Below are 17480 nucleotides of genomic sequence, written 5' to 3'. Positions count from 1 at the left end.
CGCACGATCGTCGTCCGATGACGCCGCGTCGTCGGGAGGATGGGGACATGACCCGCCGACCCCGCTCCGCCGCCCTCCTCGTCGCCGCGCTGGTCGCGACGACCCTGCTCGCAGGGTGCGGCAGCGACTCGGCGGAGGACCAGAGCCCCGCGAGCGGTCCGACCCGGCACCACAGCGCGGGCAGCACGCCCTCGGACGGGTCCTCGCCGAGCTCCACCGCGCAGGCCGACCAGGTGACGGTGCCCGTCTACTTCGTCGGGGAGACCCCCCAGGGGCCGCGGCTCTACCGGGAGTTCCGCAAGGTCGACGCCGCCGACCCGCTCGGCGCGGCCCTCTCGCTCGCCGCCTCCGGGGAGGCGCTCGACCCGGACTACGGCACGTTGCTGCCCGCCGGGACGTTCTCGACCTCCGGCGACGCCACCGTGGCGCTGCCCGACGACTCCTGGACGCGGGCACCGAAGGGCATGAGCCAGACCGACGCGCTGCTGGCGCTGCAGCAGCTGGTCTACACGGCGCAGGGCGTGCTCCAGTCGCGCGAGCCGATCACCTTCACCGACTCCTCGGGGGGCGCGACCCAGGTCCTCGGGGTCGCGTCCGAGGACGGCTTCACCGCGGCGGACCCGATCAAGACCCTGGCGCTCGTGAACGTCACCTCGCCCGAGTCGAACGCGGAGGTCAGCGGGTCCTTCACCGCCAGCGGCGTCTCCAGCTCGTTCGAGGCCACCACCCCCTGGGAGCTGCGTGACGCCGACGACCGGGTCGTGGCCCAAGGCTCGGCCACCGCCGAGGGCTGGATGGACAAGCTCTACCCCTGGGAGACCGAGGTCGACGTCTCCGGCCTCGAGCCGGGGGTGTATACGTTCGTCGCGATGACCGACGACCCGTCCGGCGGCGAGGGTGCCGGGCCGACGGTCGACTCCAAGACGATCACGGTCTCGTGAGGCTGAGCCGCCGACGGCTCAACCGCACGCTGCTGCGGCGCCAGCACCTCCTCGAGCGCGCGGACCTCACGCCCGCGGCGGTCGCCCGCGACGTGGTCGGGCTGCAGGCGCAGGAGTCGCTGCCGCCGTACCTCTCGCTGCACGCGCGGCTGGCGTCGTTCGACCCGCACGCCGTGACGCGCGGGCTCGAGGACGGCACCTGGGTGCGGCTGGGCAGCCTGCGCGGCACGCTGCACCTACACGTCGCGGACGACGCGCTGGCGCTGCGCCCGTGGCTGCAGCCCTCGCTGGAGAAGCAGATGGCCGGGCGGGTGCCGGCGTCGCACGACGAGGTGGTCGCGGTCGTGACGGAGGCCCTGGCCGACAGGCCGGTGGAGCACCGGGAGCTCGGCGAGTTGCTCGCCGCCCGGCTGCCCGGGACCCCCGCGGAGCTCGCGGTGGTGGCCCGGACCATCGTGCCCCTGGTGCAGCTGCCGCCCCGGGGCGCGTGGAAGGGCGCGGGCGGCATCGTCTGGGACCACCTCGAACGGCGCACGGGCGGCGTGCTCGGCACCGCGGACACCGAGGAGGTGGTGCGGCGCTTCCTGCGCGGCTTCGGTCCCGCCACCGCCGCCGACCTCGCCGTGTGGTCCGGGGTGACCCGGCTGCGTCCGGTGCTGCTCGGCATGGCCGACCTGGTGCGTCACGAGGACGAGGACGGCAAGGTGCTCTTCGACGTGGCCGACGGCGTGGTCGAGGACGAGGACGCCCCGGCACCGGTGCGGCTGCTCGGCACCTACGACAACCTCTGGCTCGCGCACGCCGCACGTGACCGGGTCACCGAGGCGGGCACCCGCGGCAACTGGATGGGGGCGAACGGCGGCGTCGCGTGCACGGTGTTCGTCGACGGCTGGCTGGCCGGCCTCTGGCGCGTCGAGGACGGCCGGGCGCGCGTCGTCCAGCTGTTCCGCGACCTCACCCCCGCCGAGCGCGACGACCTCGACGCCGAGCTGGCCCGGGTGGACGCGCTGCTGGCGAGCTGAGCGCTCGCCCCGCGGGGCGGGCAGGGGACGTCATCCGGGCCGGCGGTCCCGGCGACCGGTACGTATGACGTCCGGCCGGCCGCGGCTCACCCCCAGCGCGACGTGCGCGAGAGCAGCGCCGCGACGGCGACGACCCCGGCGGTGGAGGTGCGGAGCACCTCGGCACCGAGGCGGACCGACACGGCCCCGGCGGCCACGAACGCCGCGACCTCCTCCTCGGTGAGCCCGCCCTCGGGCCCGACCACGACGACGACCGTCCCGCTGGCGGGCACCTCGAGGCCGGCCAGGGACCCGGTCGCCTCCTCGTGCAGCACGACGGCGAGGTCCGCCTCCGCCACCAGGGCGGCGGCACCGGCGGTGCCGACCGGCTCCGCGACCTCGGGGAACCAGGAGCGGCGGGCCTGCTTGGCCGCCTCGCGGGCGGTCGAGCGCCACCGGGCCAGCGCCTTCGCGGCGCGCTCGCCCTTCCAGACCACGACGCTGCGGGAGGCGGCCCACGGCACGACCCGCGCGGCCCCGACCTCGGTCAGCACCTCGACCGCGAGCTCACCGCGGTCGCCCTTGGGGATCGCCTGGACGACGACCAGCTCCGGCGCGGGCCGGGGATGCGTCACGACCTCCTCGACGACCACCGCGAAGACCCGCTTCCCGGTCGACGCGACGACGCCGCGCGCCGCCGTCCCGGCTCCGTCGGTGAGCACGACGTGCTCGCCGACGCGCAGCCGTCGTACGGCGACCGCGTGGTGCGCCTCGTCACCCTCGACCGTGACCTCGGCGCCCACCCCGACGCCGGTGAGCGTCGGCACGAGGTGGACCGGCAGGGACATCGCGGGCGCCGGTCAGTGCGCGTTGAACGCGTCGCGGAGCCGGCCGAACATGCCCTTGTGGGCGGCCCGGACCTGCCCCGACGGCGCCTCCTCGCCCCGGATGGCGGCGAGCTCGCGCAGCAGCTCCTCCTGGCGCGGGTCGAGCCGGGTCGGGGTCTCGACGACCACGGTGACGACCAGGTCGCCGCGTCCGCCGCGCAGCCCCGGGACGCCGCGACCGCGCAGCACCTGCTCGGTCCCGGACTGGGTGCCGGGCCGGATGTCGAGGTCGAAGGTCGTCTCCAGCTCGGACTCGGCGGCGTCGCCGGTGACGACGTCGGCCTCGAGGGTCGGCAGCGTGAGGGTGGTCCCCAGGGCCGCGGCCGACATCGGCAGCGACACCGTGCAGTGCAGGTCGCTGCCGTGCCGGGAGAACGTCGGGTGCGGCGCGATGTGGATCTCGACGTACAGGTCGCCGGCCGGCCCGCCCCCGGGGCCGACCTCACCCTCGCCGGTCAGCTGCACCCGGGTCCCGTCGTCGACGCCGGCGGGGATCTTCACGGTCAGGGTCCGCCGCGAGCGCACCCGACCGTCGCCGCCGCACTCGCGGCACGGGTCCGGGATGATCGTGCCGTAGCCCCGGCAGGCCGCGCACGGGCGCAGGGTGCGGATCTCGCCCAGGAACGAGCGCTGCACGTGGGCCACCTCGCCCGCACCGCGGCAGGTCTCGCACGGCACCAGGTGGCTGCCCGGCGCCGCGCCCGCGCCGTGGCAGGTGGTGCACAGGACCGCGGTGTCGACCTTGAGCTCGCGGGTCACGCCGAACGCGGCGTCCGCGAGCTCGACCTCGAGGCGGATCAGCGCGTCCTGGCCGCGGCGCTCGCGCGGGCGGGGGCCGCGGCCGCCGGCCGCACCTCCGCCGCCGCCGAAGAACGCGTCCATGATGTCGGTGAAGGAGAAGCCGGCTCCCTGCCCGAACCCGGCGGCGCCGCCGAACGGGTCACCACCGCGGTCGTACGACGCCCGCTTGGCCGGGTCGGAGAGCACCTCGTAGGCGCGGGAGATCTCCTTGAAGCGCTCCTGGGCGGCCGGGTCCGGGTTGACGTCGGGGTGGTACTGCCGCGCGAGCCGCCGGTAGGCCTTCTTGATGGCGTCGGCGTCCGCGCCGCGGTCGACACCGAGAAGCTCGTACAGGTCCTGGCTCAACGTCTCTGTTTCCTTCGTCGTGGTTGCGGGGGATGCGGGCGGCCGGGCTCAGGCCTCGTCGAGGATGCGCGACACGTAGCGCGCCACGGCACGCACGGCGGCCATGGATCCCGGGTAGTCCATGCGGGTCGGTCCGACGATGCCGAGCCGGGCGAACGCCTCGTCGCCGGGCCCGTAGCCGGTGGCGACGACGCTGGTCGAGGCGAGCTCCTGGTACGGACCCTCGTGCCCGATGCGGACCGTGAGCATGTCCCCGGTGGTCGCCTCGCCGAGCAGCTTGAGCAGCACGACGTGCTCCTCGAGGGCCTCGAGGAGCGGTCGGACGGCGGAGTCGAAGTGGTCGCCGAACCGGGCCAGGTTGGCGGCGCCGCCGACCGCGACCCGCTCGTCACTGCGGTGGTCGGACATCGCCTCGACGAGCACGTCGACGACCGCGGCGGTGGTGGGGTCGGCGCCCTCGCCGGGCACCAGCCCCCGCAGCGCGGACGCCGCGTCGGCGATGATCTCGCCCACCGCGGCGCGGTTGACCAGCGCGCGGAGGTCGGCGAGCCCGGCGTCGGCGACCTCGACGGGCGTCTCGACGACGCGCTGCTCCACGCGACCGGTGCTGAGGATGAGGACGACGAGCAGCCGCGTCGGCGCGATGCCGATCAGCTCGATGTGGCGGACGGTGGACCGCGACAGCGTGGGGTACTGGACGACGGCGACCTGGCGGGTCAGCTGCGCGAGCAGGCGCACCGAGCGCTGGACGACGTCGTCGAGGTCGATCGCGCCGTCCAGGATGGTGGCGATCGCCCGCCGCTCCGCCGCGCTCATCGGCTTGACCGTGGTCAGCCGGTCGACGAACAGGCGGTAGCCCTTGTCGGTCGGCACCCGGCCGGCGCTGGTGTGCGGCTGGGCGATGTAGCCCTCGTCCTCGAGGGCGGCCATGTCGTTGCGGACCGTGGCGGGCGAGACACCGAGGCCGTGCCGTTCGACGAGGGCCTTCGAGCCGACCGGCTCCTCGGTGGCGACGTAGTCCTCCACGATCGCGCGCAGCACGGCGAGCCTGCGCTCCTCCTGCATGGACGCCTCCTCACCTGCTGGCACTCGACTGGCACTCTGCTCCGCGGAGTGCCAAGACTACTAGCCGTAGGGTGGCACGGTGGGGTTCACCGAGGTCGCCGACCGGGTCTGGGTCGCGCGCTACGCGTGGTTCGACGTCAACATCACCCTCGTCGGGGGTGACCGCGGCCTCCTGGTCGTCGACACGCACTCCTCCGGGCTCGCCGCCCGCGAGGTCGTCGACGACGTCCGCCGCCTCGGCGTCGGCGAGGTGGTCGGCATCGTCAACACCCACGAGCACTTCGACCACACCTTCGGCAACGACACCTTCCGCGGCTCCTACGGCGCGCTGCCGATCTACGCCCACGAGGTCGCGGCGGAGCAGACCGTGGCGGCCGGCGAGCGCATCAAGCGCGCGTACGCCGAGGACCCCGACGACCCGCACCGCGACGAGGTGCTGGAGACCGTCGTGGTCCCCGCCGACCGCACCTTCTCCTCCGCCCTCGCCCTCGACCTCGGCGACCGGTTCGTCGAGCTGGTCCACCCGGGCCGCGGGCACACCGCGGGCGACCTCGTCGTCCGGGTCCCCGACTCCGACGTGCTGCTCGCCGGCGACCTGCTCGAGGAGTCCGCACCGCCGTCGTACGGCGAGGACAGCTGGCCGATGGACTGGCCGCTGACCCTCGACGTGGCGCTGGGACTGTCGACCGCAGGCACCGTCGTGGTTCCCGGGCACGGCGCGGTCGTCGACCGCGACTTCCTCGAGGAGCAGCGCAACACCATCGGGATCGTCGCGGAGACGATCCGCGACCTCGCCACCCGCGGCGTCCCCGTCGACGAGGCGCTCGCCGCGGGCGAGTGGCCGTGGCCGCGCGAGGGGCTGGCGACGGCCGTGCGGCGCGGCTACGAGCAGCTGCCTCGCAGCCAGAAGCGGTTGCCGCTGGTGTGACGTGGGTACGCCCACGCCATGAGCGAGAACAGCGGCGAGCAGGCCGGCGACCAGCCCAGCGACCAGTCCGAGAGCACCGGGACCGGGATCGGCGACGAGGACCTGCCCGAGGACCTGCAGCCGACCGACGACAACCCGCTGGCCCAGGAGCTCGACGAGGAGGACGCGCACTCGCGCGAGGAGCTCGACGTGCTCGGCGGGAAGCTGCCGGAGCAGTCCGACGACGGGTCCCACGACGGGTCCCACGACGGGTCCCCGGACGACACCTCGGACGACTCCGCGGGCTGACGGCGCGCCCTCCGGGGCCCTGTCGGCGGTCCCGCCTAGCGTGGTGCCGGTGAGCCCCACCGACCGTTACGGCACCGACGTCCTCGCCTCCGACTGGCGCGCCCCGAAGCGCGGCCGCGCCGTGGAGGCGCCCGCCGAGATCGGCGCCGTGGTCGAGGAGGTCACCACCGACTGGTGCGGCGAGATCGTCGCTGTCGACCGCGACCTGCACACGGTCACCCTGGAGGACCGTCGGGCCCGCCGGCGCACCTTCCCGCTCGGCCCGGGGTTCCTGCTCGAGGGCCGGCCGGTCATCCTCACCGCCCCCGTGCGGCGCGCGGCACCGCCGCGGCCGACCCGGTCGGCGTCGGGCTCGGTCGCCGTCCACGACGCGCCGGCCCGGGTCGCGCGGGCCAGCCGGATCTTCGTCGAGGGCCGGCACGACGCCGAGCTGGTCGAGAAGGTCTGGGGCCACGACCTGCGGGTCGAGGGCGTGGTCGTGGAGTACCTCGACGGCGTCGACGACCTGGTCGCCGAGCTGCGCGCCTTCGGCCCCGGCCCGGACCGCCGGGTCGGCGTGCTGGTCGACCACCTGGTGGCCGGGTCCAAGGAGAGCCGGATCGCCCAGGCGGTCGCGGCCTCGCCGGTCGGCCGGCACGTGCTGGTCGTCGGCCACCCGTTCGTCGACATCTGGGCCGCGGTCAAGCCGGAGCGGCTGGGGATGCAGAGCTGGCCGGACGTGCCGCGCGACGTCGAGTGGAAGAAGGGCGTCTGCCAGGCGCTGGGCTGGCCGCACCGCGACCAGGCCGACATCGCCCGCGCCTGGAAGCAGATCCTGGGCCGCGTCGGGTCCTACCACGACCTCGACCCGGCCCTGCTGGGCCGGGTCGAGGAGCTGATCGACTTCGTGACCGGCTGAGCGGCCGGCGCGAGCGTCGTCAGCTCTGGCGCAGCGGTCGCCCTTGGGCGTCGGTGACGTTGTCGGTGGCGAGCATGATGATGCCGTCGATCAGGCCCCACAGGGAGCCGATGCCGCAGGTCAGCACCGTGACGACGATCTGCCAGATGGCGGTCTTGTTGTCACCGATGTAGAACCGGCCGATGCCGAAGCCGCCGAGGAAGATCTGCAGCAGGCCGGCGACCAGCTTGCTCTTGTCGGAGTACGGCACGCCCGTGACGGGGTGCACGCCCCAGGGTGCGGCCGGGCTGGCGCCGTACGGCGCGTAGCCGGGCTGCGGGGGCTGCTGTGGGTAGCCCGGGGTGGGCTGCCCGTAGGGCGGCGGCACCTGCTGCTCGGCGGGTGGGGGCGCCTGCTCGCCGTAGGGGGGCGGCGGCGCCTGCTCGCCGTAGGGGGGCGGGGTCGGCTCGCCGGACGGCGGCGGCGTCGGCTGGCCCTCGGACGGCTGGTTCGGGTCGGGTGTGTCGGGACCTTGAGTCATGCCGGACACGCTAGACCCGTCGGAGGGGCTACGGGAGCAGATCGCGGACCAGCGCGTCGGCCAGCAGCCGGCCGGTCCGGGTCGGGACGAGCCGGGCGCGCTCCTCGACGACCAGTCCGCGCTCCACGAGGCCGGGCACCGCGGCCCGGCCGGCGGCGTCCAGCACGTCGACCGGCAGCCCGTCGCGCAGCCGGAGCTCGAGCAGCACCCGCTCCACCCGGCGGTCCTCGTCGCCGAGGACCTCCCGCGCGTGGGCCGGGCTGCGGTCGGCGGCCAGCCGGTCGGCGTACGCGGCCGGGTGCTTGACGTTCCACCACCGCACGCCGCCGACGTGGCTGTGCGCGCCCGGGCCGACGCCCCACCAGTCACCGCCGGTCCAGTAGAGGAGGTTGTGCCGGCACCGGGCGTCCTCGTCGCGGGCCCAGTTGGAGACCTCGTACCAGGACAGCCCGGCGGCCGCGAGCCGCTCGTCGGCGAGGAGGTACTTGTCCGCGAGGTCGTCCTCGTCGGGCATCGGCAGCTCGCCCCGCTTCACCCGGCGGGCCAATGCGGTGCCGTCCTCGACGATCAGGGAGTACGCCGAGACGTGGTCCGGGTCGCAGGCGAGCGCGGCGTCGAGGGTGGTCTCCCAGTCGGCGACCGACTCCCCCGGCGTCCCGTAGATGAGGTCGAGGCTGAGGCTGCCGCCCGCGGAACGCTCGAAACCGGCCGCGCGCGCCCAGGCGACGACGTCCGGGACCCGCCGCGGGTCGTGGGTGCGGTCCAGGGTGGCCAGGACGTGCGGGACCGCGGACTGCATCCCGAACGAGACCCGGGTGAACCCCACCTCGCGCAGCCGGGCGAGCGCGGCGGCGTCGACGCTGTCGGGGTTGGCCTCGGTGGTGACCTCCGCGCCCGGGGCCAGCCCGAGCTCGTCGTCGACCGCCCGCAGGATCCGGCCGAGGTCGTCGGGCGGGAGCAGGGTGGGCGTGCCGCCGCCGACGAACACGGTGCTCACCGGGACGTCGGCGGCACCGAGCACGCGGCGCGCCCGGCGCACCTCCGCGATCGCCGTGTCGGCGTACGACGCCCGGCTCGCTCCGGGGCCGAGCTCGGAGGCGGTGTAGGTGTTGAAGTCGCAGTAGCCGCAGCGCACCGTGCAGAACGGGACGTGCACGTAGACCCCGAACGGCCGGGTCCCGACCCCCGCCAGCGCCGACTCCGGGAGGCTGCCGTCCTCGGGCACGGGGTCGCCTACGGGCAGCACGGACGGCACGCCTCCAGTCTCCCACCCCGTCGGATCGAGACTCCTTGACGGTCGAGTCACTGGAAGTCGCGGGAGCGGTGCCGGTCGCGCAGCGCCTGGCCGGCCTCGCTGTGGACCGACTCGATCGCGTCCAGGCGGTCGGCGACCAGGTTGGTGACCCCGTCCTCACGCTCGAGGATGCCGCGGACGACCATCCCCGCGGCGCTGGTGGCGACCGACCGGAACCGGCGCCACACCCCCTGGGTGCAGATCACGTTGAGCATCCCGGTCTCGTCCTCGAGGTTGAGGAAGGTGACCCCGCCCGCGGTGCCCGGGCGCTGCCGGTGGGTGACCAGCCCGGCGACGTGCACCCGGCGGCCGTGCTCGGCGACGGAGGTGTCGGCCACCGACCTGATCCCGGCCGCCCGCAACCGGTCCCGCAGGTGCTCGAAGGGGTGGCCGCCGGGGGTGATGCCGGTCGCCCACATGTCGGCCATGGTGATCTCGACGTCGTCCATGTCCGGCAGCGTCGGCGCCGGGCCGGCGACCCGGATGCCCTCGAGGTGCTCCTCCCCCTCGGTCCAGCCCGCGTTCCACAGCGCCTGCCGCCGCGACAGGCGGCCCGATGCGAAGGCGTCGTCGAACGCGCCCGCCGTCGCGAGCGCCTCCAGCTGGCGCGCGTCCAGCCCGGCGCGCCGGGACAGGTCGGTCTGGTCGACGAACGGCCGATCGGCACGGGCGGCCACGATCCGCTCGGCCACCTCGGTGCTGATCCCGCCCACGGCGTCCAGGCCGAGCCGGACGGCGTACGACGTGTCGCGCCGGTGCTCGGGCGTCGGGTCGGGCGTGCCGGGGACCCACTCGGCCCGCTCGCCGTCGGCGAGGCAGGCGGTCAGCCCGGTCGGTCCCGGCGTGCCCCCGTCCGCGAGCTCGAGGTCGGCGGTCGCGCCGGAGAGCGCGAGGTCGGGACGGAGCACCTCGACGTCGTGGCGGCGGGCGTCGTGGACCAGCGACTGCGGCGAGTAGAAGCCCATCGGCTGCGCCCGCAGCAGCGCGGCGAGGAAGGCCCCGGGGTAGTGCAGCTTGCACCACGAGCTGGCGTAGACGAGCTTGGCGAAGGACAACGCGTGGCTCTCGGCGAAGCCGAAGTTCGCGAACGAGAGGATCTGCTGGTAGATCAGGTCGGCCCGCTCCCCGGTGATGCCCTTGGCGGTCATGCCGGACATCAGCTTCTCCTTGACCGACTCGATCCGCTCGACGCCGCGCTTGGAGCCCATCGCCCGGCGCAGCAGGTCGGCCTCGTCGCGGTTGCAGTCGCCGAGGGTGCGCGCCATGTCCATCAGCTGCTCCTGGAACAGCGGCACCCCGCGGGTGCGCTCGAGCACCGGGATCAGCAACGGGTGGGCGTACTCGACGGGCTCGCGACCGGTCGCCCGGCGCACGTAGGGGTGCACCGCGCCGCCCTGGATCGGCCCGGGCCGGATCAGCGCGATCTCGATCGCGAGGTCGTAGAACTCGCGCGGCTGGAGCCGGGGCAGGGTGCCGATCTGGGCGCGGCTCTCGACCTGGAAGACCCCGACGGAGTCGGCGCGGCAGAGCATGTCGTAGACCGCCGGCTCCTCCTTCGGCATGGTCGCGAGCGTCCAGTCCTCGCCGAGGTGCTCCCGGACGATCGTCATCATGTGGTCGAGGGCGCTGAGCATCCCGAGCCCGAGCAGGTCGAACTTCACCAGCCCCATGAACTCGCAGGCGTCCTTGTCCCACTGGAGCACGGTGCGCTTGTCCATCCGGGCCCGCTCGATCGGCACCACCTCGCCGATCGGCCGCTCGGTGAGCACCATCCCGCCGGAGTGGATGCCGAGGTGGCGCGGCGCCCCGAGGAAGCCGTTGGCGAGGTCGACGACCGCGGCCGGCACGTCGTGCTCGCTGCCCTCGCGCGGCTCCACGGCCGTCCAGGAGGTGATCTGCTTGGACCAGGCGTCCTGCTGGCCCGGCGCGTGGCCGAGCGCCTTGGCCGCGTCGCGCACCGCCATCTTGGGCCGGTAGCCGACGACGTTGGCGACCTGCGCGGCGTTGTGGCGTCCGTACTTGTCGTAGACCCATTGGATCACCAGCTCGCGCTTGTCGGAGTCGAAGTCGACGTCGATGTCGGGCTCCTCCTCGCGGTGTTGGGAGATGAACCGCTCGAACGGCAGGCGGTAGAAGACGGGGTCGATCGCGGTGATGCCGAGCGCGAAGCAGACCGCCGAGCTGGCGGCGGATCCCCTGCCCTGGCAGAGGATCCCGCTGTCGCGCGCGAACGCCACGATGTCGTGGACGATCACGAAGTAGCCGTCGAAGTCCTTCTCGGCGATCACCCGCAGCTCGTGCTCGACCCGCTCCCTGGCCTCGCGCTCGTGGGGGGTGCCGGCGTAGCGGATCGCGAAGCCGCGCTCGGTCAGCTCGCGCAGCCAGCCAGCCGGCGTCCAGCCGTCGGGGACGAACTTCGGCAGCCGGGGGCTGGCCTTCTGCAGGTCGAAGGCGACCTCGTCGGCGAGCACGACGCTGCGCGCGACCGCCCCGGGGTAGCGGGCGAACCGGCGCGCCATCTCCTCCCCCGACCGCAGGCTCGCCATCCCGGACGCCGGCAGCCAGCCGTCCATCTCGGCCAGGCTGCGCCGGGCGCGCACGGCGGCCATCGCGTCGGCGACCCGGTGCTGCTCGGGGCGCGCGTAGTGCACGTTGTTGGTCGCGACGTACGGCAGCCCGTGGTCCACCGCGAGCCGGGCGAGCAGGTCGTTGGTCGCGGAGTCGCCCGGGAAGCCGTGGTCGACCAGCTCGACCGCGACGTGCTCGTGCCCGAACAGCGCGGTCAGCCGGTCCAGCTCCTCGGCGGCGTACGACGGCCCGCGGGTGAGCGCCTGGCGCACCATCCCCTTGCGGCAGCCGGTGAGCACCAGCCAGTGCCCGCGTCCGCGATCGGCGAGCTCGTCGAGGTCATAGACCGGCCGGCCCTTCTCGTCGCCGCGCAGCTGGGCGTCGGTGATCGCCCCCGCCAGCCGGTGGTAGCCCTCGACCTCGCGGGCGAGCACGAGCAGGTGGCTGCCCTCGGGGTCGGCGACGCCGTTCTGCGGCTTGGTCAGCCCGAGGGAGAGCTCGGCGCCGTACACCGTCTTCAGACCGCCGTGCAGCTGGGCGGTCTCGGCGAAGAGCGGGGCACCGTAGAAACCGTCGTGGTCGGTGATCGCCAGCGCGTGCAGCCCCAGGCGGATCGCCTCGAGGACGAGGTGGTCGGCGCCGCTGGCGCCGTCGAGGAAGCTGAAGCTGGAGTGGCAGTGCAGCTCGGCGTACGGCGTGACCGCGCCGCTCGGGCGCTCCACGTCGACCCGCTGCTGCTTGCGCTTGCGCTGCGAGATCGGCGCCTCGGGGTCCTGCGGGATGACGACCCGGCCCGAGAGTCGCCGCTCCAGCTCTCCCCAGGACATCGCGGGGTTGTTCCAGCCCATCAGCCCCGGCCCATCAGTCGTACGCGGCTTCGGTGAACCACACGCCGCTGTCCCAGGTCATCAGCCAGGCCCGGCCGTCGACGCCGACGACCTGGAACCGGGCGACCCGGCGCGGGGTGCTCTCCCACCACAGCTCCTCGACCGGCCACGGGCCGGCCCAGGCGCCGACCGGCTGCCAGCCGTCACCCGGGGCGGTCCGGAACCGCTCGGGTGGGCAGGTCACCGCGCCCCGCTCGTCGACGGCGACCGCGCGGCCGCCGGTGCCGACCACCTCGGCCGCCCACGGGCTGGCGAGCACCCGGACCGGTGCCGGCGGCGGGATGCTGCCCGGCCAGGGCGGCCCGGTCGGGCGGAGCCCCGTCGGCCGCTCGCCCCACGGCACCAGCGTCTGCCGGTCCCGCGGGGCGCGGCCGCCCTGGAGCACCGGACGGACGACCGCCTCGTGGCCGAGCATCCCCTGCACCCGGGCGATCCCGCGCTCGACCCGCTCGTCGGTGCCACCCCACAGCCCGTCGGCGTGCACGGCGTCGGGGACGGCGGTGACGGGCTCGAACCGCACCCGGTCGACCGGCGTCCGCACGTCGCCGCCCCGGCCGGCCAGCCCGGCCATCGCCCCCTGGAGCTGCCAGTGCAGCCGGTCGACGAGGTCGGCGGCGGTGAACCAGCGCGGGTGGAGCCACAGCTGCGACGACGCCGGCTCGGCCTCCCCCTCGCACCGCGCCTCGACGAGCACCTCGGTGCACACCAGCCCCTGCCGGGCCAGCCCGGCCACGAACCGGTCCGCGGTCTGGCGGACGCTGAAGCTGATCGTCTCGGCGTTGTCCAGCGGCGGCTCGAAGTCGACGTGGCAGGCGAGCTCCGGCGGCGGGGTGCGCGTCCCGAGCGGCACCGCACCGTCGCCGCCGACGACCCGGTGCACCCACGCGACCTGGGGACCGAAGCGGTCGCGGACGTCGGTGGCGGCGAGGTCGCCGAGGTCACCGAGGGTGCGCAGCCCGAGCCGCTTCATCAGGCTCACCGCCTCCCGGCCACCGGGTGCGTCCTCGAGCGCCGCCACCGGCAGCGACCGCAGGAACGGCACCGACTCCCCCGGGTCGACCACCCGGCAGTCCTGCCGCTCGGCGCGGCGGGCCGCCTGCTCGGCGGTGAACAGCTCGTCGGCGATCCCGAACCGGCAGTCCCACACACCGACGCCGACCAGCCGCTCGGCGAGGAGCGCCGCGCCGCTCGCCTCGCCGCCGTGGAACCGGGCCGGCGCCCGCAGCGCCAGCAGCCCCGGGCGCAGCGGCGCGACCCCGGGCCGCAGCTCCTCGACGGCGGCCAGCACCGGCTCGAACGCCCGGGCGTCGCGGTCGGGGTTGACCGGGTGCACCTGCAGCTCCGGGCAGCGCGACTGCGCGTCGCGGCGGCGCATCCCCCGGCGTACGCCGGCGGCCCGGGCGCCCGCGTTGCACGCCTGCACGACGTTGGCGCTGAACACCGCGGCCGGGAGGTGGGTGGGCAGGCCCTCCTCGGCCAGCGCCGCGACCACGGGCCAGTCCGGGCACCAGACCGCCATCACCCGCATGCCGGACCTCGACTCGCGGCCCTCAACTCGCGGCCACCACCTCGGCGGCGGGCGCGAGGACCTCCTCGGCGCGGCGGTAGGTCTGGTCCTCGGCCGGGAACCACAGCGCCCCCCGGCGCGGCGGCGCCGCGCCGCGCTGCACCTCGACGAGGACCCGGCGCGCCCGCAGGTGCCCGTGGCCGGACCCGAGCCCGCTCCAGGACGGCTCGCGGGTGGTCAGCCGCACCTCGGCGCGCGGCCAGTCCCCGAGGACCACCAGTGCCGCCGAGCGCTTGCGCAGCCGGGCACCGAGCCGCTCCGCGACCCGCTCGGGCACCCGCCCCTGCGGCTGGACCAGGACCACGGTCGCGACGTCGACGAGCGCCGCGGTGACCTCCAGCCACTGGTCGCCGGGGTCGGGGACCAGCACGGTCCGGGTGAGGTCGACCCCGAGCGCCACCGCGGCCTCGGCGCCGAAGTCGGACACGCCGACCACCGCGCACCACCCGCCCGCCCGCGAAGGGCCCGCCACCAGGGCCAGCGCGAGTCCGGCGCTGTCGACGGCGTAGCTGCCCCCCGCCCGCAGCTGGACCAGCCCGGCGAGCGCCGGGTGGGTCTCCAGCGGGAGGCGGGGCATGCCGTCCTGCATGCCCGCCATCCGGCTGCGCAGCTGCGCGATCGTGTCGGGAGTGCTGGCCACACCCCATCTTCGAACATCTGTTCGAACGAGTCAACCGTCCTCGGTGGTCGAGCCAGTCGAGACCCCACGCGTGACGCAGGGCGGCGACCGGGGTCACCGCCCTGCCTCGTGTCACCAGGTCTCGACACGCGGGTCGCGACTTCGCCAGCTCAGTCGCGCCGCTCGCTCGACCCCATCATCCGATCCGCTGACGCGTCTCGGATCAGCTGTAGAAGCTGTCGAGGAGCTCCTTGTTGTTGTCCTCGACCACGTTCCGCTTGACCTTCATCGACGGGGTCAGCTCCCCCGACTCGATGGTGAGGTCGTGGTCGAGGAGCTTCCACTTCTTGATGGTCTCCCACCGGTTGAGCTGGGAGTTCAGCTCCTCGACGTACCCGGCGACCATCGTCTGCACGGGCTCGGAGTTCACGATGTCGGTGTACGACGCCCCGGCCATGCCGTTCTCCTCCGCCCAGCCCGCCATCGCGTCCGGGTCGAGGGTGACCAGCGCGACCACGAAGTTCCGCTCGTTGCCGAACACCAGGAACTGGCTGGCGTAGGGGCAGATCGCCTTGAACTTCGACTCGATCGCCGACGGCGCGACGTACTTGCCGCCGGAGGTCTTGAACAGGTCCTTGATCCGGCCGGTGATCGTCAGGAAGCCCTCGGCGTCGAGGCTGCCCTTGTCACCGGTGCGCAGCCAGCCGTCCTCGGTCAGCGTGCTCGCCGTCTCCTCGGGGAGGTTGTGGTAGCCGGCCATCACGTGCGGGCCGCGCAGCATGACCTCGTCGTTGTCCCCGATCTTCACCTCGCTGCCGGGCAGCGCGGGGCCGACGGTCCCGATCTTGTAGGAGTAGGGGAGGTTGACGGTCGCGCCGGCGGCGTTCTCCGTCATGCCGTAGCCCTCGAGGATGAGGATGCCGGCCGCGTGGAACCACTGCGCGATGTCGGCGTTCAGCGCCGCGGACCCGGAGATGAAGAACCGGACCCGGCCGCCGAACCGCTCGCGCACCTTGCTGAACACCAGCTTGTCGAACAGCCCGTGCTGGAGGCTGAGGTGGAAGGGCACCGACCGGCCCTCGCGCTTGCGCTTGTCGACCTCGGTGCCGACGTCGAAGGCGCGCAGGAAGATCTTCTCCTTCAGGCCACCCTCGGACGCCTGCATCGTGACGATCCGGCCGTGCGCCTTCTCGAAGATGCGGGGGGCGGCACCCATGAAGGTCGGCTTCACGACGCCGAGGTTGTCGACGATCTTGTCGACCCGGCCGTCGATCGCCGTCGCGAACCCGCAGGCGAGCTGCGCGGAGAGCAGCACCTTGCCGAACGAGTGCGCCATCGGCAGCCACAGGAACTGCAGGTCGCTCTCGTCGAGGATGTTCTGCACCTGGATCGCCGCACCCTCGTAGACCCAGGCCCGGTGCAGCAGCCGGACGCCCTTGGGGCGGCCGGTCGTGCCGGAGGTGTAGATCAGGGTGGCGAGCTGGTCGGCCGGGATCTTGTGCGCGGTCTCCTCGACGATGCCGGGGTGCTCGGCGAGGTAGGCCTCCCCGAGCTTGGCGAGGTCGTCGAGGCCGATCACCCAGTCACCGTCGACGGTGCCGTCGAAGGTGACGACCTTGTCCAGGTGCGGCAGCTCGGCGCGGTGCTCGCGGAGCTTGGCGATCTGCTCGTCGTCCTCCGCGAACACGACCCGGCACTCCGAGTCACCCAGGATGTACGCCGTGTCCTCGCTGTTGGTCGAGGGGTACACGGTCGTGGTGGCACCGGCGGCGCACATCACCGCGAGGTCGGCGAGGATCCACTCGTACCGGGTCGCCGACGCGATGCCGACCCGCTGCTCGGGCTGGATGCCGAGGGAGAGCAGGCCGGCGGCGAGCTTCTCGACCTGGTCGCCCGCCTGCTTCCAGGTGACCGACTCCCAACCCTCCCCCCGGGGGTAGCGGTAGGCCTCCAGGTCTCCGGAGGCGGCGACGCGGTTCAGGAACTGAACCGCGAAGTTCTGGGTGAGGTCGTCGACGAAGCCGGGGTCGACCGGGGCGTGGGCCTGGGCGGTCATCTCTCTCCTGGAGGACGGGCGAGACGGACAGGGGGACGCGACGTAACCTAGATCACTTTCCCTACCCGCAGGTAGGGAACAAGGTCACACTTCGGGACGGGACTCGATCAGACCCGCGCGGCGGCGTACCTCTCGGCCGCCTCCCGCGCCTCGGCGACCAGGCCCTCGACCTGCAGCAGCCGCGGCAGCAGCTCCGCCTCGGTGGTCAGCGCCCGGAACATCGTGCTCACGGTCACGCCGTGCCCGGGGCGGTGCACGACGGTCAGCTCGTCGCCGGCCGCGACCACGCCCTCGGCGAGCACCCGCAGGTAGGGGCCGGGTCGCCCGACCTGCGTGAACCGCTTGACCCAGGCCCGGTTGTCGTAGCCTCCGAGCCCCATCCAGCTCTTGAAGTCGTTGCACGGGATCCGGACGCTGGCGACCTCGAGGAGTGCTCCCCCGTCCCCACCGATCCGCCAGCGCTCGCCGACCTCCGCCTCGTTCACGTCGATCCCGGAGGTGGTCAGGTTCTCGGCGAACCCGCCGTCCCGGATCTCCTGGCCGAGCTCGCGCGCCCACCAGTCGAGGTCCTCGCGGGCGAAGGCGTAGACGGCCTGGTCGACGCCGCCGTGGTGCTGGGTGTCGCCCACCTGGTCGCCGTCGAGACCGAGGGACCGTACGGCGACGGGACCGGCCACCGGGCGCTTGTCCATCGCCGTGCTCCCGATGCCGGCCCAGGCGGCGGGTCGGGCGGGTCCGGCGTTCACGGAGACGAGGCGGGGCACGGGGAGATCCTCCCACCCTTCCCGTTCGGCGCCGATGGTTTTCCGCGGCAC

General features: G+C 74.1%; 15 protein-coding genes. 5 read left to right on the top strand and 10 right to left on the bottom strand.

The window, feature by feature from the left end; genetic code table 11:
* Positions 1-47: 47 nt before the first annotated feature.
* Positions 48-941 carry a Gmad2 immunoglobulin-like domain-containing protein gene (locus ACILQ5_RS09690; protein ID WP_395657786.1) on the top strand — a complete coding sequence of 298 codons (894 nt, stop codon included), beginning with the start codon at positions 48-50 and terminating at the stop codon, positions 939-941.
* Positions 938-1963: a winged helix DNA-binding domain-containing protein gene (locus tag ACILQ5_RS09685; RefSeq protein ID WP_395657785.1), complete on the top strand. Its 1026-nt coding sequence runs from the start codon at positions 938-940 to the stop codon at positions 1961-1963. The genes ACILQ5_RS09690 and ACILQ5_RS09685 overlap by 4 nt, the downstream gene beginning before the upstream one ends.
* Before the next feature lie 86 nt (positions 1964-2049).
* Here the strand turns inward: ACILQ5_RS09685 and ACILQ5_RS09680 are convergent, their stop codons facing one another.
* From ACILQ5_RS09680 to hrcA, 3 genes are read right to left on the bottom strand one after another with little or no spacing between them, the layout of a single operon-like run.
* On the bottom strand, positions 2050-2790 hold the full coding sequence (locus ACILQ5_RS09680) for a 16S rRNA (uracil(1498)-N(3))-methyltransferase (RefSeq protein WP_395657784.1): 741 nt from the start codon (positions 2788-2790) through the stop codon (positions 2050-2052).
* A 12-nt stretch (positions 2791-2802) separates the two neighbouring features.
* Positions 2803-3975 (bottom strand): molecular chaperone DnaJ, encoded by a 1173-nt coding sequence (gene dnaJ, locus ACILQ5_RS09675; RefSeq protein WP_395657783.1) that lies wholly within the window; start codon positions 3973-3975, stop codon positions 2803-2805.
* A 48-nt stretch (positions 3976-4023) separates the two neighbouring features.
* A complete protein-coding gene (hrcA, locus tag ACILQ5_RS09670) occupies positions 4024-5040 on the bottom strand; it encodes a heat-inducible transcriptional repressor HrcA (protein WP_395657782.1) in 1017 nt (338 codons plus the stop codon).
* 79 nt (positions 5041-5119) lie between these two features.
* Between hrcA and ACILQ5_RS09665 the strand changes: the two genes are divergently transcribed.
* Genes ACILQ5_RS09665 through ACILQ5_RS09655 form a run of 3 tightly spaced genes read left to right on the top strand, consistent with a single transcriptional unit; the run spans position 5120 to position 7154 of the window.
* A complete protein-coding gene (locus tag ACILQ5_RS09665; protein WP_395657781.1) occupies positions 5120-5968 on the top strand; it encodes an MBL fold metallo-hydrolase in 849 nt (282 codons plus the stop codon).
* Between the two features lie 18 nt (positions 5969-5986).
* On the top strand, positions 5987-6256 hold the full coding sequence (locus ACILQ5_RS09660; protein WP_395657780.1) for a hypothetical protein: 270 nt from the start codon (positions 5987-5989) through the stop codon (positions 6254-6256).
* A gap of 49 nt (positions 6257-6305) precedes the next feature.
* A complete protein-coding gene (locus ACILQ5_RS09655; protein ID WP_395657779.1) occupies positions 6306-7154 on the top strand; it encodes a DUF3097 domain-containing protein in 849 nt (282 codons plus the stop codon).
* 19 nt (positions 7155-7173) lie between these two features.
* On the opposite strand, the gene ACILQ5_RS09650 is transcribed toward ACILQ5_RS09655, so the two are convergent.
* The 7 genes from ACILQ5_RS09650 to ACILQ5_RS09620 form a co-directional block, all read right to left on the bottom strand.
* Positions 7174-7674, bottom strand: coding sequence for a TM2 domain-containing protein (locus tag ACILQ5_RS09650; RefSeq protein ID WP_395657778.1), 501 nt, complete (start codon positions 7672-7674; stop codon positions 7174-7176).
* A 28-nt stretch (positions 7675-7702) separates the two neighbouring features.
* Positions 7703-8929 (bottom strand): radical SAM family heme chaperone HemW, encoded by a 1227-nt coding sequence (gene hemW / locus ACILQ5_RS09645; RefSeq protein ID WP_395657777.1) that lies wholly within the window; start codon positions 8927-8929, stop codon positions 7703-7705.
* A gap of 47 nt (positions 8930-8976) precedes the next feature.
* Positions 8977-12384, bottom strand: coding sequence for an error-prone DNA polymerase (locus ACILQ5_RS09640; protein ID WP_395657776.1), 3408 nt, complete (start codon positions 12382-12384; stop codon positions 8977-8979).
* Positions 12385-12397: 13 nt separating this feature from the next.
* Positions 12398-13951, bottom strand: a complete 1554-nt coding sequence (locus tag ACILQ5_RS09635; protein WP_395657775.1) for a DNA polymerase Y family protein — start codon at positions 13949-13951, stop codon at positions 12398-12400.
* Positions 13952-13973: 22 nt separating this feature from the next.
* The gene (locus ACILQ5_RS09630; protein WP_395657774.1) at positions 13974-14630 is read right to left on the bottom strand and encodes a hypothetical protein; all 657 of its coding nucleotides are present in this window, start codon (positions 14628-14630) and stop codon (positions 13974-13976) included.
* A 202-nt stretch (positions 14631-14832) separates the two neighbouring features.
* Positions 14833-16665 carry an AMP-dependent synthetase/ligase gene (locus ACILQ5_RS09625; RefSeq protein WP_395657773.1) on the bottom strand — a complete coding sequence of 611 codons (1833 nt, stop codon included), beginning with the start codon at positions 16663-16665 and terminating at the stop codon, positions 14833-14835.
* A 107-nt stretch (positions 16666-16772) separates the two neighbouring features.
* On the bottom strand, positions 16773-17429 hold the full coding sequence (locus ACILQ5_RS09620) for an MOSC domain-containing protein (RefSeq protein WP_395657772.1): 657 nt from the start codon (positions 17427-17429) through the stop codon (positions 16773-16775).
* Positions 17430-17480: the final 51 nt, after the last annotated feature.

The organism is Nocardioides sp., from assembly GCF_044226305.1.
Classification (GTDB): Bacteria; Actinomycetota; Actinomycetes; order Propionibacteriales; family Nocardioidaceae; genus Nocardioides.
Note: the sequence above shows the minus strand (reverse complement) of the source record. Positions and strands in the feature narration are given on the sequence as shown.